The organism is Gordonia prachuapensis, assembly GCF_036350515.1.
GTDB classification, from domain to species: Bacteria; Actinomycetota; Actinomycetes; order Mycobacteriales; family Mycobacteriaceae; genus Gordonia; species Gordonia prachuapensis.
Map to the genome: position 1 here is coordinate 98,327 of NZ_JAZDUE010000010.1, position 16,870 is coordinate 115,196.

18 protein-coding genes are annotated in these 16,870 nt (G+C 68.8%); 9 read left to right on the forward strand and 9 right to left on the reverse strand.

Annotated features, from left to right (window positions below; genetic code table 11):
• Window positions 1-35: 35 nt before the first annotated feature.
• Genes V1Y59_RS13395 through V1Y59_RS13405 form a run of 3 tightly spaced genes read right to left on the reverse strand, consistent with a single transcriptional unit; the run spans window position 36 to window position 2,368 of the window.
• Window positions 36-803, reverse strand: a complete 768-nt coding sequence (locus V1Y59_RS13395; protein ID WP_330505467.1) for an amino acid ABC transporter ATP-binding protein — start codon at window positions 801-803, stop codon at window positions 36-38.
• On the reverse strand, window positions 800-1,528 hold the full coding sequence (locus tag V1Y59_RS13400) for an amino acid ABC transporter permease (protein ID WP_330505468.1): 729 nt from the start codon (window positions 1,526-1,528) through the stop codon (window positions 800-802). The genes V1Y59_RS13395 and V1Y59_RS13400 overlap by 4 nt, the downstream gene beginning before the upstream one ends.
• A 3-nt stretch (window positions 1,529-1,531) precedes the next feature.
• Window positions 1,532-2,368 (reverse strand): ABC transporter substrate-binding protein, encoded by an 837-nt coding sequence (locus tag V1Y59_RS13405; protein ID WP_330505469.1) that lies wholly within the window; start codon window positions 2,366-2,368, stop codon window positions 1,532-1,534.
• Window positions 2,369-2,585: 217 nt separating this feature from the next.
• Here V1Y59_RS13405 and V1Y59_RS13410 point away from each other — a divergent pair, with 217 nt between their 5' ends.
• The 4 genes from V1Y59_RS13410 to V1Y59_RS13425 are packed head-to-tail and all read left to right on the forward strand — an operon-like array spanning window position 2,586 to window position 5,080.
• A complete protein-coding gene (locus V1Y59_RS13410; protein ID WP_330505470.1) occupies window positions 2,586-3,515 on the forward strand; it encodes an Lrp/AsnC family transcriptional regulator in 930 nt (309 codons plus the stop codon).
• The gene (locus V1Y59_RS13415) at window positions 3,512-4,204 is read left to right on the forward strand and encodes a 3-phosphoshikimate 1-carboxyvinyltransferase (protein WP_330505471.1); all 693 of its coding nucleotides are present in this window, start codon (window positions 3,512-3,514) and stop codon (window positions 4,202-4,204) included. Before V1Y59_RS13410 ends, V1Y59_RS13415 begins: the two co-directional genes overlap by 4 nt.
• A 33-nt stretch (window positions 4,205-4,237) precedes the next feature.
• On the forward strand, window positions 4,238-4,399 hold the full coding sequence (locus V1Y59_RS13420; RefSeq protein WP_330505472.1) for a hypothetical protein: 162 nt from the start codon (window positions 4,238-4,240) through the stop codon (window positions 4,397-4,399).
• Window positions 4,400-4,423: 24 nt separating this feature from the next.
• Entirely contained in the window at window positions 4,424-5,080 is a 657-nt protein-coding gene (locus V1Y59_RS13425; protein ID WP_330505473.1) for a PaaI family thioesterase, read from the forward strand.
• Between the two features lie 154 nt (window positions 5,081-5,234).
• Here the strand turns inward: V1Y59_RS13425 and V1Y59_RS13430 are convergent, their stop codons facing one another.
• The 3 genes from V1Y59_RS13430 to V1Y59_RS13440 are packed head-to-tail and all read right to left on the reverse strand — an operon-like array spanning window position 5,235 to window position 8,347.
• Complete coding sequence (locus V1Y59_RS13430) at window positions 5,235-6,506, reverse strand: saccharopine dehydrogenase family protein (protein WP_330505474.1); 1,272 nt, start codon at window positions 6,504-6,506, stop codon at window positions 5,235-5,237.
• A 58-nt stretch (window positions 6,507-6,564) separates the two neighbouring features.
• The gene (locus V1Y59_RS13435) at window positions 6,565-7,665 is read right to left on the reverse strand and encodes an AbrB family transcriptional regulator (RefSeq protein ID WP_330505475.1); all 1,101 of its coding nucleotides are present in this window, start codon (window positions 7,663-7,665) and stop codon (window positions 6,565-6,567) included.
• Between the two features lie 55 nt (window positions 7,666-7,720).
• Window positions 7,721-8,347, reverse strand: coding sequence for a class I SAM-dependent methyltransferase (locus V1Y59_RS13440; RefSeq protein WP_330505476.1), 627 nt, complete (start codon window positions 8,345-8,347; stop codon window positions 7,721-7,723).
• Between the two features lie 86 nt (window positions 8,348-8,433).
• Between V1Y59_RS13440 and menD the strand changes: the two genes are divergently transcribed.
• Window positions 8,434-10,107: a 2-succinyl-5-enolpyruvyl-6-hydroxy-3-cyclohexene-1-carboxylic-acid synthase gene (menD, locus tag V1Y59_RS13445; protein ID WP_330505477.1), complete on the forward strand. Its 1,674-nt coding sequence runs from the start codon at window positions 8,434-8,436 to the stop codon at window positions 10,105-10,107.
• 111 nt (window positions 10,108-10,218) lie between these two features.
• Window positions 10,219-10,740, forward strand: a complete 522-nt coding sequence (locus V1Y59_RS13450; protein ID WP_330505478.1) for a DUF3592 domain-containing protein — start codon at window positions 10,219-10,221, stop codon at window positions 10,738-10,740.
• Here V1Y59_RS13450 and V1Y59_RS13455 read toward each other — a convergent pair.
• Window positions 10,692-11,306 (reverse strand): Type 1 glutamine amidotransferase-like domain-containing protein, encoded by a 615-nt coding sequence (locus V1Y59_RS13455; protein ID WP_330505479.1) that lies wholly within the window; start codon window positions 11,304-11,306, stop codon window positions 10,692-10,694. The two genes, V1Y59_RS13450 and V1Y59_RS13455, sit on opposite strands and share 49 nt — an antisense overlap.
• Before the next feature lie 125 nt (window positions 11,307-11,431).
• On the opposite strand from V1Y59_RS13455, the gene V1Y59_RS13460 reads away from it, so the two are divergent.
• Both V1Y59_RS13460 and V1Y59_RS13465 read left to right on the forward strand, forming a co-directional pair.
• The gene (locus tag V1Y59_RS13460) at window positions 11,432-12,574 is read left to right on the forward strand and encodes a glycosyltransferase family 4 protein (protein ID WP_330505562.1); all 1,143 of its coding nucleotides are present in this window, start codon (window positions 11,432-11,434) and stop codon (window positions 12,572-12,574) included.
• A gap of 66 nt (window positions 12,575-12,640) precedes the next feature.
• Entirely contained in the window at window positions 12,641-13,339 is a 699-nt protein-coding gene (locus V1Y59_RS13465) for a demethylmenaquinone methyltransferase (protein WP_330505480.1), read from the forward strand.
• A 105-nt stretch (window positions 13,340-13,444) separates the two neighbouring features.
• Here the strand turns inward: V1Y59_RS13465 and V1Y59_RS13470 are convergent, their stop codons facing one another.
• Both V1Y59_RS13470 and V1Y59_RS13475 read right to left on the reverse strand, forming a co-directional pair.
• Window positions 13,445-14,407, reverse strand: a complete 963-nt coding sequence (locus tag V1Y59_RS13470) for an oxygenase MpaB family protein (protein ID WP_330505481.1) — start codon at window positions 14,405-14,407, stop codon at window positions 13,445-13,447.
• 47 nt (window positions 14,408-14,454) lie between these two features.
• The gene (locus V1Y59_RS13475; RefSeq protein WP_330505482.1) at window positions 14,455-15,750 is read right to left on the reverse strand and encodes a geranylgeranyl reductase family protein; all 1,296 of its coding nucleotides are present in this window, start codon (window positions 15,748-15,750) and stop codon (window positions 14,455-14,457) included.
• Between the two features lie 100 nt (window positions 15,751-15,850).
• Here V1Y59_RS13475 and V1Y59_RS13480 point away from each other — a divergent pair, with 100 nt between their 5' ends.
• The gene (locus V1Y59_RS13480; protein WP_330505483.1) at window positions 15,851-16,870 is read left to right on the forward strand and encodes a polyprenyl synthetase family protein; all 1,020 of its coding nucleotides are present in this window, start codon (window positions 15,851-15,853) and stop codon (window positions 16,868-16,870) included.

The following is a 16,870-nucleotide window of genomic DNA, read 5'->3' on the forward strand; positions in this document are numbered from 1 at the left end:
GGGGTGCTCACTTCTGTGTTGTCAGTGCAGATGGTTCAGTGCAGGTGGGATAGGAACTGCTGGGTGCGTGGGTGACTCGGATCGTCGAAGAACGTTGCCGGCGGGCCGGACTCGACGATCTGCCCGTCGTCGAACAGGGCGACCTCGTTGGCGACCCGGCGGGCGAACCGGGTCTCGTGGGTGACCACCACCATCGTCATCCCCTCGTCGGCGAGCTGCTCCATCACGTCGAGCACCTCACCGACCAGCTCGGGGTCGAGCGCCGACGTCGGCTCGTCGAACAGCATCACCGACGGATTCATCACCAGCGCACGGGCGATGGCGACGCGCTGCTGCTGGCCGCCGGACAGCTCGCTGGGGTAGTGCTTCATCCGGTGCGCCATGCCCACCCGCTCCAGCATCGCCTCGGCCTGGTCGCGGGCGTCGTGCTTCGACACGCCCGCCACCTCCGTCAACGCCAACGTGACGTTGTGCATCACGTCGAGGTGGGCGAACAGGTTGAACCGCTGGAACACCATGCCGATGTCGCGGCGCTGCTTGGCCAGCTGCGCCTCTCGCAGCGGACGGGTGCTGCCGTCGGTGGCCACGGAGACGCCGAGTTGCTTGCCGTTGAGCAGGATCTCGCCGTCGTCGGCGGGCTCGAGCAGCGCCAGCAGACGCAGGATGGTCGACTTGCCGGACCCGGATGGTCCGAGCAACGCCTTGACCTCGCCCTTGCCGACGGTCAGGTCGACACCTTTGAGGACTTCGGTGTCGCCGTAACTGCGGTGCAGGTTGATCGCCTGCAGGACCGGCTCGGTCATGCCGGGACCTCCTGTGATCGGGGTGCGGTCCGTGAGGTGCTGTTGCCCTTGGAGATCCACTGGTAGCGACGCTCGAGGAAGTACTGCCCGAGCATGGCGATGCTGACGATGACGAGGTAGTAGATCAGTGCGGCCGAATAGTATTCGGCGTAGCGGAACGTGACCGACACCTCCGACTGCGCGGTGGTCAGCAGCTCGCGCAGCGAGATCACCGACGCAAGCGACGTGTACTTCAGCATCGCGATGAACTCGTTGCCGCTCGGCGGGATGGCCACCTTGATCGCCTGTGGCAGCACCACCTTGAACAGCACCTTGTGTGGCGGCAGGCCGAGTGCGCGTGCGGCGATGTGCTGTCCGTCGTCGACGCTGAGCAGTGCCGACCGCAGGATCTCGGCCATGTAGGCGGCCTCGACCACGGCGAACCCGATGAAAGCCGCCAGGAACGGGGTGAACCAGTTGTCCCGGAGTGCCGGGAAGAGCTGAGGTCCGGCGTTCCAGATGATCAGCAGCACCAGCAGGGTGGGGATGGCCCGGAAGAACCAGACGTAGGTCCATCCCACCGAGCGGGCGCCGGGGTTCTTGGCGATCCGCAGCAGCGCGACGACGAAGCCGATGATGGTCGCGGCGATCATCGACACCACGGCCAGCGCCAGCGAGAGCAGTGCCCCACGGAAGAACGTGCCGGAGGTCAGCGCGTCGACGAAGACGTCGAAGTCGAAGGTCATGGTCTACTCGGTGACGATGCTGTTGGGATCGAGGCCGTACTTCTCGGCGAGCTGAGCCAGGGTGCCGTTGTCGTTGAGCTCCTGCAGGCCCTCGGTGACGGCGGGGCTCAGTGGCGACTCCTTGAGGGTGAAGACGCCGAACTTGGTCTCGGCGGGAAACACGCCCGGAATGGACTTCAGTTGGCCGTTCGACTTGCCCACCATGTCGACGACGGCGACGTCGGTCTCGATCAGCGCGTCGGCCTTGCCGTTGGTCACCGCGGCGACAGTTTCTGCGGTCTTCGGGTACGGCTGCACGGTGATGCCGGGCTTGCCTTCGGCCTCGAACTTGGCCGACAGGTCCTTGAGGGTGAGCTCGTTGGAGCCGCCACCCTGCACGGCGACGGTCTTGCCCGAGAGGTCGTCGGCGGTGGTGATGTCGGTGGTCGCGGTCGGCACGATGAGACCCGGGCCGGTGTTCATGAATGGGCTGCCGTCGGCGACCTCGAGACGCTCCGGGCTCAGATACAGTGCCGCCCAGAGGATGTCACAGCGCTTCGCCTGCAGTGCCGGCATCAGGCCGTCGAAAGACGTGTTCTGGAAGCTGATCTCGAGACCCCACAGATCGGCGAGGGCGCGCGCTCCGTCCGGATCGAAACCGACCGGGGTGGACGTGTCGCCGTCGGCGAAGTACTCCATCGGCGGGTACTCCGGATCGGTGCACACCGACAGCTGACCTTCGCGCAGCAGGCCCGCGGGTGCGTCGCCGGATGCCTCGGTGACTTCGCTGCCGCCGCTGCAGGCGGCGAGAGATGTTGCCGCGAACACGGTGGCGGCGATGCTGACCAGAACTCTTCGCATGGTGATCCTCGGACCTCGTCGTGATGGGTGCCGGCCCTGATCGCCGGTCGTTCGAGGGACACATTAGGTCTGCGTAGAATCGTCGTGCAAAATGAGATTGTCAGTTCGACGGCCTGAAACTGCATAAACGTGCGAGGTTCTGTCGATTCTGGCGCTCTACGCTGCTCTGCTCGTCAGAAATCTGCAAAATGACCCAATCGCCCTGGAGAGTGTTCAATTGTTAACTTCTCGTGATGAGACGAGGCACGGCTCGCTCGCGGGTATCGACCTGCAGATCCTCGAAGAACTGAGGGCCGACGGGCGGATCACCGCGAACGATCTGGCGGATCGGGTGGGCGTCTCCCGCACTGCCGCCGCCCGCCGATTGGGTCAGCTCCTGGACGAGGACATCGTCCGGGTGGTCGGCATCGTGCATCCGCTGACCCTGGGCATCCGGTCACTGGCGCATGTCTCCCTGACCGTCGACAAACCGGTGCGGCGCGTCGGCGAAACACTTGGCGCGATGCCCGAGGTGCCGTTCGTGTCGCTCGCCTCGGGGAGCTTTCCGCTCATCGCCGAGGTGCGCGCCCGCGACGACGCCGAGCTGGCCGCCGTGCTCGACCGCGTCCGGTCGGTGGACGGAGTGCTGGCCACCGAGACCCTCTACTACACCAGCCTCGCCGTCGACGTCCTCCGGCCCGCGCAGGCCACCGACGTCGAGATCGATCGGGTGGATGCGAAGATATTGTCGCACTTGCAATTCGACGGCCGAATGCCGTTCACGGCACTCGCCGAGAAGGTCGGGGTGTCCACCGGGACCGCGCGGACCCGGGTACTGCGGATGATCGACAACGGCGTCGTCCGGATCGGGGCCATCGTTCGGACCGGCCGGCGGGAGAGCCGGATCGACGTCGGCGTGGGGATCACGCTGCGCGGCCCGGTGTCGCAGGCCGGTGACCTGCTGGTGGAGATGCCGGAGGTGCGCTTCCTCGCCGAGACCCTCGGCCGCTACGACCTGTTGGCGACCATCGACGCGAACTCGCTGACGGACGCAGTCAGCGTGCTGGACCGTCTCCGGGCGATGCGGTCGGTGCTGCGGATCGACAGCTGGGTCCACCTGGACACGGTCAAGGAGAGCTATCACTACCCGATGGAGGTACGACCATGAACGACACCGGATGGTGGCGCGTGCCCCCCGCGGCCGCGCCCGTGCGGGCGCGAGTGAACGCGCCCACCGCGGGCGACGACACGACACCCGACGTGATGGTGGCCGGTACGTTCGCCGCGGCAGGGCTGGTGACCGGCGGCACAGTGCTGGTGCGCAACTGGCCGGAGGACGTCCCTGCGGCGGAGGCACTTGCGGTCGCGTTCGCCGACATGGGCGGCTACGTCGTGTCGTCGTCGGTCGGCCTGACCGTCACCGGCCGGTCGACGAGCGGCGATGTCGATCCGGTCACGATCGACCTGGCGGATGCTTCCGGGGTCGCTCCGTTGCTACTGGTGGTCGCGAGCCTCGCTGGCGGGGAAAGTCGCTTCGTCGGCCCTATCGACGATCGTGTGCTGGCCGTGGTCGACAACCTGCGCCGGCTCGGCGTCCGAGTCGACGTCGAGGCCGGGCAGGTCACCGTCGTCCCAGGTCAGGCCGCGGCCGGGCGGTGGGAGTCGGCCGGCGACGTCGACGTCGCCCTGGCCGGTCTGGTCGCCGGCCTCGTCGTCGACGGAATCGAGCTCACCGACTGGGCGGTCGTGGAGAACCGGTATCGCGGGCTCACCGGCGAGTGGACCCGCATGCTCAGCGCCGACGAATACCTCGTGCCGGGCAGCGACCGGCTACCTCACGAGTACGTCACGCGTTGACCACGCCCCCACAAATGGTGGCATCCTGGGGTCGTGGCATGGATCATCGCAGCGATCCTCATCACCGTGTGGGTCACGGTGTCGGTGGTGCTCGCCCTGGTGATCGCGCGGGCCGTCCGGCTGCGCGACATCCACGAGAAGCCCCAGCCGGTCCACGACGACTTCGGCCCACCGGGATCACATCGCGACGCGTGAACGGCCGTTCTATACGGTTGATCCATGAGTGACGGTGCCAGCAGTCCGGAAACCACCACCGAGATCGAGGAAGATCCGCACGAAGGCGGGTTCCGCGCACACACCGCCATCACCACCGAACGGGGCGGGCCCCGCTACGGCGAGTTCAGCGAGCAAGTCCGCGCCCTCATGGACAACGTCCGCTACGCATGCCCTCCTCCGGAGGTGGCCGACGAACTGATCGAGCAGCTAGCGGCGATCAACGAGAAGCTCGACGCGACCCGCATCGACGAGTGGCACTCGCCGTCGGGCACCCGCATCGATCTGCCGGCGCGCGGCAACATCACGCTTCCGCCGTTCGAGGTCACCGACGTCAACGACGACGGCGTGTTCGCCACCGTGACGTTCCGCGACTTCCATCTCGGCGGCAACAAGGCGGCGCACGGCGGACACGTGGCGGTCGCGTTCGACGACCTCGGCGGTTACGCCTCAGCGGTCGCCATCCAGGGTGTCTGCCGAACCGCTTATCTCACTGTGCAATACCGCTCGATCACCCCGCTGAACACGCCGCTGCAGGCGCACACGTGGGCCGACCGCGTCGACGGTCGCAAGGTGTTCACCAAAGGTGCGATCTACGACGGTGATCGGCTGTGCGCGGAGATGGACGCGCTGTTCATCAAGCTGAATCCGGGGCAGCAGTAGGGTTTCGGCTGTGCGTCGGGTGCGGCGGGTCTCGATACGCCTCGTCGCAGGCTCCTCGGCTACTCGACCAGCGAAGGAGGAGCCTCGACCAGCGGTTGGGGGACCCCTCGACCAGCGGGTGGGGGCGAGATCGACCAGCGGTTGAGGCGGGGGCCTACGTGAGCTCGACGGCGTCGAGGGTGGCGCCGGCGTCGCGCAGGCGCCGGACCAGGACCTCGCCCATCGCGGCTGCGGGCGTGAGGACGCCGGTCAGCGGGGACAGGCGGTCGCGTTCGAGAGCGAGGGACAGCGCGCTCTCGCCGAGCATCACCGCGGTGGCCTTGTAGCCGGGGTCGCCCTTCATCCGCATCTCCGACCGATACCGGCGGCCGGTGCTGGTCGTCGTATAGGTCTCGGTGATGAACGAGCCCTTCTCACGCGCCTTTTCGCTCGGGCCCTCACCGGGCTTCGGCAGCAGACGGTCGAGCAGCTTGCGGGTGGGGCCGAAGCTCATCGCGCCCAGGAATGCACCCGTGCCAACGGCGACGGCACCCGCCGCGACAGTGGAGACGCCGGGGATCTTGCCGACCGACATGGTCTCGGCGTAGTGGAAGTCCGGGCCGTAGGCGTTGTCGAGCAAGGCGTTGGTGCGCCGCACGATCCGGGTGTTGGAGGCGGCCATGAAGAACGGCGCCAGCGTGCCGCTCATCGACGGATCGACCTTCTTGGCGCTCATCATCGACATGTCGCTCGGTTCGGACTTGATGGCCGGCCGCGGTGTCTCGCCCGGCTTGCCGGACAGCGAATGCGGATTGAGCACAAGCCGCCGCGTCTCCGCATTGCGCGACTCCTCGGCCATCACGCGCACCGAATCGAAAGTGCCACCGGAGATCCCGCCCTTGAACGACTTGACGACGAAGGTGGTGTCGGTGAGCTCGCCGGCCTTGTCGTCGGAGATCTTCTGAAACAGCAGATACACACCGAGATCGGATGGCACGGAATCGAATCCGCACGAGTGGACGATGCGGGCGCCGGTGGCCTGCGCGGTCTCGTGTGCCTTGTTGATGGAGTAGTGGACGAACGGCGCCTCGCCGGTGAGGTCGACGTAGTCGGTGCCGGCGCTCGCCGCGGCGACGACGAGGGCCTCGCCGTAGCGCAGGTAGGGGCCGACGGTGGTGCAGATGACGCGGGTGCGGGCGACCATCGCATCGAGCGAACTCGGCGACGACGCGTCGGCCACGATCAACGGCCAGTCGTGGGCGCGGTCGGGCAGTCGCTTGCGCACCGCGGCGAGTTTGGTCTCCGACCGCCCGGCGAGCGCGACCTTGGTGCCGCGTGGTCCGTGTTCGGCCAGGTAGCGGGCGGTGAGCTCGCCGACGAAACCGGTCGCGCCGAACACGACGACGTCGAACTCGCGGGCATTGGTCGGATTGGCGTCCCCGTTCATGTCCTCGACTCTAGACAGGCTGACGAGGCGGGTCGAGGTCCCCTCGTGGGGCTTGCCCTCACCGACCCAGTCGGCGCGCGAAGGCGCGGGCGGCGAACGGCGCGACGAACAGCATCAACAGCACCCGCAGGATCTGCGCGGCGACGACGAACGCGACGTTGTCGCCCGCCGCGGTGGCCGCCGCGAGCACGGCATAGATCCCGCCCGGCGTGGTGGCCAGATAGCAGTCGAACATCGACTCGCCCGTCCATGCCGACAGCGCCACCCCGAGCAGCGCACACCCGACGCCGATGCCGAGGATCAGCACCAGAGCGGCGGGCAACACGCGACCGATGGCGCGCAGCCGTTCCATGGTGAAGCCCAGACCCGCCTGCCAGCCGATGACCGCGTACGCGACGGTGAGCAGGATCGGCGACACCTCGGCGTCGCCGGCGAGGCCGGTCAGTTCGGCGACCGTGGCCAGCGCCATCGGACCGAGCAGCCCGGCGGCGGGCAACCGGATCAGGCGGCCGAGCGGAATGCCGACACCCAGGCAGACGGCCAGCAACAGCAGGCCCCAGCCCTGGTCGGCGACGGTGGGCGACTCCTCGCGCACCGCTGCGGATTCGGCGTGGAACACCACCGACGCCACCAGCGGGATGCTGATCGTCACCAACGCCACCCGCAGGTACTGGATGACCGCGACCATGCGTTCGTCGCCGCCGAACTCGCGGGTCAGGGCGACCAGCCCGGACGCGCCACCGGCGACGAGTGCCAGGGAGCCGGTCAGCGGGTCGACGAGCCGGTGCAGGCCGAGCAACGCGCCGCCGATGACCGACAGGGCGAGGGTGGCCAACCCGATGACGAGGACCGGGAACCACGACGACCCGAGGCCCGACATCGTCTCGGGGTCGGCCATCGTGCCGATGAACACCCCGAGCACGCCCTGCGCGGCCTGCATGATCGGTCGCGGGATGGCGGGTGGGTCGGGGTCCTCGGGGTCGGGGTCGTCTGAGCGTGCCTGCCTGGTCGTGCGAAGCCTGGGCGGCCCGAACCCGGCGATGGCCAGGATCGCCGCCACGACGAGTCCGGCGAACAACGCCGCGGCGTCCACATCGAGAAGTTCGAGGACGTACGTCGCGGCCGCGGTCAGGAGGGCGAGCGATATCCAACGACGCACTTGGTTGAGGGTATGTGGTGGGCGGTCTCGATACGCCCTCGGCTAGCGCCTCGGGCTACTCGACCAGCGGTATTCGCGCTACGCCCAGGTTCATCGCGGCCATCGGCTTCGGGGTGCCCTTCTGATAGAAGCGTTCGATGCTCTCCACGGTGAGGCCCGAGTCGGCGAGGACGCCCGGGATGTCGCGCGTGAGGTGGCAGCCGCCGGCGACGCGTTTCTGGATCGGCTCGAGCCGACGCTGCCAGCGGCGCACCGATTCGTCGGGGGCGTTGCCGTGCTCGAGGAAATGCAGGGTGCCGCCACTCTTCACCACGCGCTGCACCTCCGACAACGCGGCCGCGAGGTCCGGGATGGTGCACAGCGTGAAGGTGGTGAGCGCATGGTCGAAGGTGTCGTCGTCGAAGGGCAGGCGCTGACCGTCGAGGCCCGCCCGATCGATCGGTACGCGTGAACCCGCGACCCGGTCGGCGGCGATCTTCCATCCGCGATCATTGGGTTCGATGGCCGCGATCCGCGTCACCGTCTCCGGATAGGCGCCGACGTTGAGCCCGGACCCGAATCCGAGTTCGACGACGTCGCCGGACAGGCCTTGGCAGGTGCGTCGGCGCAGTGGTTCGAGCACCGACATTCCGCAGGTGAGGTTGATCAGGTGGGGCAGGATGCGGTCCTCGTAGAAGCCCATGTGTTCATGGTGCGCCTCGGGGCGTGACGAGCACCACTGTCGTTAGGCCGTGCGGATGACATCCGATGTCGTCCTACGCTGGTCCCATGAACCCCTCGACATTGCAGGCCCGCGTCATCGTCGACGAGATGATCCGCTGCGGTGTCACCGAGGCGGTCCTGTGCCCGGGGTCGCGGAACGCGCCGTTGGCGTTCGCACTCCACGCCGCCGATGTCGCGGGCCGACTGCGCCTGCACGTCCGGATCGACGAACGGTCGGCCGGATTCCTCGCACTGGGGCTGGCGGTGTCGTCGGGGCAGCCGGTGCCGATCGTGATGACCAGCGGCACGGCCGTCGCCAACATGAGTCCGGCGGTGTTCGAGGCCAACTATGCGCGCGTCCCGCTGGTGGTGGTCAGCGCCAACCGGCCGTATGAACTGTTGGGGTCGGGGGCGAACCAGACCGTCGAACAGTTCGGCATCTTCGGCACCCAGGTGCGGGCCGCGATCAGCCTCGGCCTCGCCGAGCAGGATCTCGACACCAACAGTCAGTGGCGCTCCGCGGTCGGTCGCGTGCTGGCGGCGGCGCGCGGTGCCCGCACCGGCAACGCGGGCCCGGTGCAGTTCGACATCCCGCTGCGTGAACCGCTCGTCCCCGATCCCGAGGTCGGGCCTGACGACGACCTCGGCACGTTCGCCGGCCGCCCGGGCGGTGTGCCGTGGACCCAGGCTCCCGTCGGCAAGCTCGACGTGCCGCTGCCCATCGACCTGTCGCTCGACACCGTCGTCGTGTCCGGGCACGGCGCCGGTGTGCACCCGGCGCTGGCCGGCATCCCCACGGTCGCGGAACCGACCGCGCCGCATGCCGATACACCACTGCATCCGCTGGCGTTGGATTCGGTTCATCCGCAGCAGGCGATCATCTGCGGACGCCCGACGCTGCACCGCGGGGTGTCGCGGCTGCTGGCCGACCCAGCGGTCACCGTGTACGCCCTGACCACCGGTCCGCGCTGGCCGGATGTCTCCGGCAACGTGTACGCCACCGGGACGCGGGTGGAGCCGACCGGTGAGCCGCGCGAGGAGTGGCTGAAGGAGTGCGCCGACGTTCAGCAGCGGGTGCTCGGCGCCGTCGATGCCGAACTCGACGGTCGGCTCGACGACCCGGCGGCCACCACCGGGCTGCACGTCGCCCGGGTGGTGAGTGCGGCCATGCGGCCGGGCGATCAGCTCGTCGTCGGCGCCAGCAACCCGATCCGCGACGTCGCGCTTGCCGGCCGCGTCACCGACGGTGTGCGGGTGCTGTCCAACCGGGGTGTGGCCGGTATCGACGGCAGCAACTCGACCGCGATCGGTGCGGCGTTGGCGTTGGACCGATCTTCGCCGGGCGCGCACACCATCGCTCTGATGGGCGACCTCACCTTCATCCACGACGCCACCGGACTCGTCATCGGGCCGGGGGAGCCGCGGCCGTCCTGCCTGCGGATCGTGGTGGCCAACGACGACGGCGGCGGCATCTTCGGCCTGCTGGAACAGGGCGACCCGCGCTACAACAGCGGCCCCTACGTCGGCGCCTACGAGCGGGTCTTCGGCACCCCGCATTCGGCCGACCTCGCGTCGCTGTGCGCCGGTTTCCACGTGCCGCACCGGCGCGTGACCATCGGTGAGCTGTCGTCGGTGCTGGCCGAGGACGCGCCCGATGGAGGCGTCGAGGTGGTCGAGGTGATCACCGACCGTGCCCACCTGCGTGCCGTGCATGCGGCGATCGCGGGGCGGGTCGGGTAGGCGACTGCAGGTTCTGGCCGCACTTTCAGGTTCCGGCTTGGACACGGAACTGCGGCCAGAAGCTGGAGGTGCGGCCAGAACGTGGGGGCGGGCGACGCTACGCTGGGCGACGTGAATCCCACTGTCCTGCGCCGCACCCAGTACGTGCTGGTGCTGCTCGGCATGGTCATCTCGACCATGGCGTTGGTGCTGGTCGCGGGATGTCACCGCAACGACGCGCAGATCGACCGGAACATGGCGACCGTGATGGCCGACGTCGTGTCGGCGGACCGGCTGCACGCGGCGGTCAACTTCCAGACCCCCGACGGCGACTTCCACAGTCCCCGGCTCGGGCTGCTGTACCCGACCGAACTGACGCAAGGCCAGCGGATCAGCGTCGAATACGACGCCACCAACCCCGACCTCGCACGACCCGCCGGGCGCAGCTGGACCCTGGCGATCATCCCGGCGTTGTCGATCATCGTGGTCGGCTGGCTGATCGTCGGAGCGGTGATGGTGCTGCTCGCCGAGATCAACCGGCGGCTGAACGCGCGGCGCGCCCGGTCCGACGGTGACAAAGACGAGGCGGATCAGGACGAGACGGATCAGGACGGCACCACCGAGCGTTCCGAACCCGAGACCAGCAACGCCTGATCGTCGTCGAGCATCCGCAGGGTGAATCGGCTGCCGTAGCGCGTCCGCAACTCGTCGACCACCGCGCGGCCGGACACGATGCCGTCGGCGTGCGGCACGATCACCTCGTCGATCCAGCCGAGCCCTGTCGTCGACGTGAGGCCCGGGGCCTCGGCCGGGTCGTCGAGCATCCCGAGCGGTTCGATGTCCGCGCCGACCACGCAGGCCCCGGCGCTGGCGCCGAGGTAGGGGAGACCTGCGCGGACACGGTCGGTGAGCAGTCGGTCGAAGCCGGTGCGGCGCATCGTCGCGAGCAGGTGGAAGACGTTGCCACCCGAGACGAAGAGGGCGTCGACGTCGTCGAGGGAGGTGCCCGTCTCCGCGGCCGACACTGCTTCGATGTCGAAGTCGACGACGTCGAAGCCCTGGTCGAGCAGGGTGGTGCGATCGAGATCGACCCACGCCCGGTCCGGATAAATCGACGACGCGGTCGGGACGAAACCGACACGCGCGGCGGCCGGGCACCGTTCGGCGAGGAAGCCGGGGACCGCACCCAGCCAACGGCTGAGCAGCAGCAATTCGGTCACGTCTGAAGTGTCCCTGACATGCGGTGAAACAGCCGAGGTCGACGCCCGGGCGTGTTCATCCGATCTTCGACATGTCGTCACGTGTTACCACCACCGCGGACAAGCCGCTGCCGGACACTGGCGGCATGCGGGTCGCGATTGTCGCCGAGAGCTTCCTGCCGCAGATGAACGGAGTGGTCAATTCCGTCCTGCGGGTGGTGGACCATCTCGAGAGAACCGGGCATCAGGCGTTCGTCATCGCCCCCGACACCCCGCGCGGCGAGCTTCCCGCGCCTCGGATGGTCGGCCGACGGACCCCGGTACACCTGGTGCCGTCGGTGAACGTGCCGAAGGTGACGTCGCTGCCGATCGGGGTGCCGACCCCCTCGTTGTACCGGGCACTGCGCGACGTCGAGCCCGACGTGGTGCACCTGGCGTCGCCGTTCGTGATCGGAGCGGCCGGCGCCGTCGCCGCCCGCCACCTGGAGATACCGTCGGTCGCCGTGTTCCAGACAGACGTGGCAGGCTTCGCCGCGAGCTACGGCCTGGCGGTGACCTCGAGACTTGCCTGGCGCTACACCCGACGGCTGCACGAGATGTGCGACCGCACTCTCGCGCCGTCGTCGGAAACCATGAAAGACCTTGCCCTGCGCGGTGTTCCGCGACTGTTCCGCTGGGGACGTGGTGTGGACGTCGAGCAGTTCGACCCGGTACACCGCGACCCGCAATTCCGTGCTGCGTGGGGTGCCGAGGATCGGCTGGTGGTTGGTTTCGTCGGCCGTCTGGCACCGGAGAAGCACGTCGAGCGGCTCGCCGCCCTGGCACACGACCCGTCGGTGCAGCTCGTGATCGTCGGCGACGGCCCGGAACGGTCACGGCTCGCGTCGATGATGCCCGGCGCGGTGTTCACCGGGGAACTGCGGGGAGTGTTACTCGCCCGCGCCTACGCCAGCTTCGACGTCTTCGTCCACGCCGGCGAGCACGAGACGTTCTGCCAGACCATCCAGGAGGCGATGGCGTCGGGACTGCCGGTCATCGGACCCGACGCGGGTGGACCGCGGGATCTGGTCGCGCACGTCCGCACCGGCTATCTGCTCGCGCCCGACGAGTTCGCGGATCGGCTGCCGTCGGTGGTCGACGTCCTGCGTGACCCGGCACTGCGCACCGAGATGGGACGCGCCGGCCTGAACGCCGTGCGCGCCCGCACCTGGCCGGCGGTGTGCGATCAGCTCCTCGGCCACTATCGTGCGGTGACCGGGATCGGCGAGGTGCAGACCCTCGCCGGCTGAGTCGCCCCGGTTGAGACGCACAGCGCGATGGGGCTTGGCATCTGCGCGGGCGGTAGCGTGGTCGGCATGGGAACGGGCTCGCAGGATCGCGCAACTCTCGACAAGGATCCGGCCGAGGTCGCGGCGATGTTCGACGGCGTCGCCAAGCGCTACGACCGCACCAACACGGTGCTGTCGTTCGGGCAGGACCGCAGCTGGCGTAAGAAGACCCGCCGCGCGCTCGATCTGCGACCCGGGGACATCGTCCTCGATCTCGCTGCCGGCACCGCGGTGTCGACGGTGGAGCTCGCGACGTCGGGCGCGCACTGTGTGGCCGCCGACTTCTCGCTGGGCATGCTGAAGGCCGGCGCCCACCGCGACGTCCCCAAGGTCGCCGCCGACGCGCTCGCGCTGCCGTTCGCCGACGCATCCTTCGACGCCGCCACCATCTCGTTCGGGCTCCGCAACGTCCACGACGCCCCGAAGGCGTTGGCGGAGTTGCGACGTGTCCTGAAACCCGGCGGGCGACTGGTGATCTGCGAGTTCTCCACGCCTACGCTCCGTCCGTTCCGGACGGTCTACATGGAGTACCTGATGAAGGCCCTGCCCGCGGTCGCGACGAAGGTGTCGAGCAACCCGGCCGCGTATGTGTATCTCGCCGAATCGATCCGGGCCTGGCCGGACCAGCCGCATCTCGCGGCGCTGATCCGGTCGGCGGGCTTCTCGAATGTGGCCTGGCAGAACCTCACCGGCGGGATTGCGGCGATTCATTCGGCCGTGCGGTAGCTGGTCCTCAGCCGAAGAACGTCACGAAGGGCCCCCGACAGGCCCCTTCGTGACGCTCGCAAGCTCGCTCCTCAGGGGGCGGGGTGACGCTCGCAAGCTCGCTCCTCAGGAAGCGGGGGTGTCGCTCGCGACCGACGCCCCATGTGGCACAGGACATCCGGGTGCGAACGTGCCCAGATCCTCGAGTCGATACCCGTTCGGGTAGCCGCGAACCTGAGGTGTCTCGCGGCCGAAGAGCGGTTCGGTCCGCGGTCGCGCGAACAACCGGATGGCGAGGCCCCGCGCCTTGAGGCCACCGCGGGCCAGGACGCGCTCGACGACAGTGGGTTTCGGATAGCCGAAGGCTTCGAGAAGGCGATCGTCCATGAGCGCGAACGACAATCGGCGCACAACCGCCCGCGGCAGGAGGCGATACGGCATGAAGGTGCCGAGCAGATCGAGGGTTGCGTCGGCGACCGCCAGCGACTTGGTGCTGTAGCCGAAGTTGCGCCGCTCGTAGTCCTCGTAGAAACGCTCGAACTCGGCGTACGTCTCGGGGATTCCCTTGATCGCCATGTGTTTTCCGAGGCGGCGGTAGTGATTGGTGAGGCCGGTGACCTCATGCGCGGTCAGCGAGCGCCACTCGTAGGCGTTGACCCACTGCACCGGGCACACCACGAACGTCGACAACACGTAGAGCATGTCGTCGTTGGAGATGTCGTACATCGCGTGCATCTGATTGATGCGGCGGATCCCGGCACGCCCGGCAGGGTTGTCGAATCCGTGCTCGACCGGGGCGTCGAGCAGCAGCACGGTGTCGTCGTAGCGCTTCTGCGTGTTCTCGGTGAACTGCCCGGTGTCGTAGAGCAGCTCGCCGATCGACGGCACCGCGTAGGTGCGGAAGAGGGCGAAACTCAGGGCCTGGGTGATGCCCCAGGGGAATTCCTGGGTGGCGAGCAGCCGTGCGATCGTGACCGGGTCGTCGACGGCGTCGATCTGGTCGATCTCACCCCGAAGGCGGTAGCGCGTGGCGAGCCGATTCTGGATGGAACGCTGGGCGCGGACGGCGGCTGAGGTGGCAACGGACATGGATGGAACATATCACTTTATTTGTTCCAACACCGGGTCGGGGCAGGTCAGCGGAACGGCGGCCGGTCGTCGACGCGCGTGGACACGCGACCGGCGGTCCGCCATGCCCGCGCGACGAGGTCGGCGTCGTCGGGGGTGATGAGGTTGCCCATTACACGCACCACCAATGACATCAATCGGGCCGACCGGATGCCGGGACGACCCAGCGCGGGCACCGCCTGCGGCACGGTGAGCAGCCCGGCCAGGCGCCGGGCCGCGGAGAACGCCAGGCCGTAGTGCTCGACGAGGAGATCACGCCAGCGGGTGGTGTGGTCGGGGGAGCGGCGGGTGTCGTCGAGCAGTTCGACGGCGAGCCGCCCGGTTTCCAGGGCGTAGTCGATGCCCTCTCCGTTGAGTGGGTTGACGCAGGCCGCCGCGTCGCCGATGAGCATCCAGTTGGGTCCGGCAACACCGGTCACTGCGCCGCCCATCGGCAACAGTGCCGACGTCACCAGGCGCGGAGGTCCGTCGATGCCCCATTCGTCGCCGACCATCCGCGCGTAGTGCTCGAGGATCGGGCGCAGCGCCATGTGTGCCGGCCGCTTGGCGGTGGCGAGTGCCCCGACACCCACGTTGAGCAGTCCGCCCGAGACCGGGAGCGGGCCGGGAGCGACGTCGCCGAGGGGGAACACCCACCCGTACCCGGGCAGCAGGTCACCGTCGGGGCCACGCAACTCCAGGTGCGACCCCATCCAGTTGTCGTCGGCCCGGCGGGACGGCACATACGCACGCGCGGCCACGCCGTAGGCGGTGTCGCGATGCCACTGCCGGCCGAGCGCCTTGCCGAGTCCCGAGCGCACACCATCGGCGACGATCACGTCGCGCACCGCGATCGAGCGTCGTCCGTGCCCGTCGTCGACGATCACATCGGTGATCCGCCCGTCCGTGAGCGTGGCGTCGACTGCCTTGGCGCCCTGCACCATTCGCGCGCCGCGAGTGACCGCGTGGGCGCGCAGGGCGTCGTCGAACTCCGTGCGGGACACCGCGCTGCCGTAACCCGGGAAACGGCCGGACGGCCACGGCACCCGCTGCTCGGCGCCCCACCCGTGCAGGTCCAGCCCGGTGATGCGGGGCCGGTCGTCGAGGAAGGCGCCCAGCCCGAGGTCGTCGAGCTCGGCGACGGCGCGCGGGGTGAGTCCGTCGCCGCAGGTCTTGTCACGCGGAAACGTCGCCGCATCCAGCAACACCACGTCGTGCCCGGCGGCCGCTGCGTGCGCGGCCGCGGCCGACCCACCCGGACCGGCGCCGACCACGAGGACCTCGGCCCGTGCGGGGATCGCCGGCGGGGTTATGTCGCTACTCACCCGACCAGTATGTCGGGCCGCGACTACGACTAGGCTCGGCACCATGGCAGCCGAGCCCTCAGGCCGGCTGCGACCGACGACGAGATGGAGCGGCTAGCGCGTGAAGTCCACATTCGCCGGGTTGGACCTGGGCACCGACGAGTTCGCCGAGACGGTCCGATCGTCGTTGGCGCAGGTCGAGGACTTGTTGCTGACCGAGCTGTCGTCGGGTGACGAGATCATGACCGAGGCGGCGACGCACCTGGCCAAGGCCGGTGGCAAACGCTTCCGTCCCATGTTCGCGATCTTGTCGGCGCAGTTCGGGGAGCGGCCGGACGCCTCGGAGGTCATCACCTCGGCGACCGTGGTGGAGATGATCCACCTGGCCACGCTGTACCACGACGATGTGATGGACGAGGCGCAGCTCCGGCGCGGCGCCCCCAGCGCGAACTCGCGGTGGACCAACTCCGTCGCGATCCTGTCCGGTGACTTCTTGTTCGCCCGCGCGTCGCGGCTGGTGTCGACACTCGGTCCCGAGGCGGTCCGCATCATCGCCGAGACGTTCGCGGAGCTGGTCACCGGTCAGATGCGCGAGACCGTGGGGGTGCGCGAGGGTGGCGACCCGATCGAGCACTACCTGCAGGTGGTGTGGGAGAAGACCGGGTCGCTGATCGCCGCGTCCGGACGGTTCGGCGCGATGGCTGCGGGTGCAACCGCCGACGACGTCGAGCGGCTGTCGAAACTCGGCGACATCATCGGCACCGCATTCCAGGTGTCCGACGACATCATCGACATCAGTTCGGTCAGTGGCGACTCCGGCAAGACGCCGGGCACCGACCTGCGCGAAGGCGTGCACACGCTGCCGGTTCTGTACGCCCTGCGCGACGACGACGCCGAGGCGAAACGACTTCGGGACCTGCTGCTCGACCCCGCGACGGGTGCGGCTCGACCGGTCACCGACGACGCCGCCGTCGCCGAGGCGATCGAGGTGCTCAACGCGTCGTCGGGGATGAAGGCGGCACACGACCGGCTGCGCGCCTACGCCGACGAAGCGGAGTCGGTGCTCGCCGAGTTGCCCGACGGCCCCGCCCACGGCGCGCTGAGCTCGCTGGTGCGCTACACCATCGACCGGACGGGATAG

Excerpts from the sequence above, each read along its gene's own strand:
- V1Y59_RS13395 (WP_330505467.1), bottom strand. The coding sequence starts at position 803 with ATGACCGAGCCGGTCCTGCAGGCGATCAACCTGCACCGCAGTTACGGC.
- V1Y59_RS13400 (WP_330505468.1), bottom strand. The coding sequence starts at position 1,528 with ATGACCTTCGACTTCGACGTCTTCGTCGACGCGCTGACCTCCGGCACG.
- V1Y59_RS13405 (WP_330505469.1), bottom strand. The coding sequence starts at position 2,368 with ATGCGAAGAGTTCTGGTCAGCATCGCCGCCACCGTGTTCGCGGCAACA.
- V1Y59_RS13415 (WP_330505471.1), top strand. The coding sequence starts at position 3,512 with ATGAACGACACCGGATGGTGGCGCGTGCCCCCCGCGGCCGCGCCCGTG.
- V1Y59_RS13425 (WP_330505473.1), top strand. The coding sequence starts at position 4,424 with ATGAGTGACGGTGCCAGCAGTCCGGAAACCACCACCGAGATCGAGGAA.
- V1Y59_RS13430 (WP_330505474.1), bottom strand. The coding sequence starts at position 6,506 with ATGAACGGGGACGCCAATCCGACCAATGCCCGCGAGTTCGACGTCGTC.
- V1Y59_RS13440 (WP_330505476.1), bottom strand. The coding sequence starts at position 8,347 with ATGGGCTTCTACGAGGACCGCATCCTGCCCCACCTGATCAACCTCACC.
- menD (WP_330505477.1), top strand. The coding sequence starts at position 8,434 with ATGAACCCCTCGACATTGCAGGCCCGCGTCATCGTCGACGAGATGATC.
- V1Y59_RS13460 (WP_330505562.1), top strand. The coding sequence starts at position 11,432 with ATGCGGGTCGCGATTGTCGCCGAGAGCTTCCTGCCGCAGATGAACGGA.
- V1Y59_RS13465 (WP_330505480.1), top strand. The coding sequence starts at position 12,641 with ATGGGAACGGGCTCGCAGGATCGCGCAACTCTCGACAAGGATCCGGCC.
- V1Y59_RS13470 (WP_330505481.1), bottom strand. The coding sequence starts at position 14,407 with ATGTCCGTTGCCACCTCAGCCGCCGTCCGCGCCCAGCGTTCCATCCAG.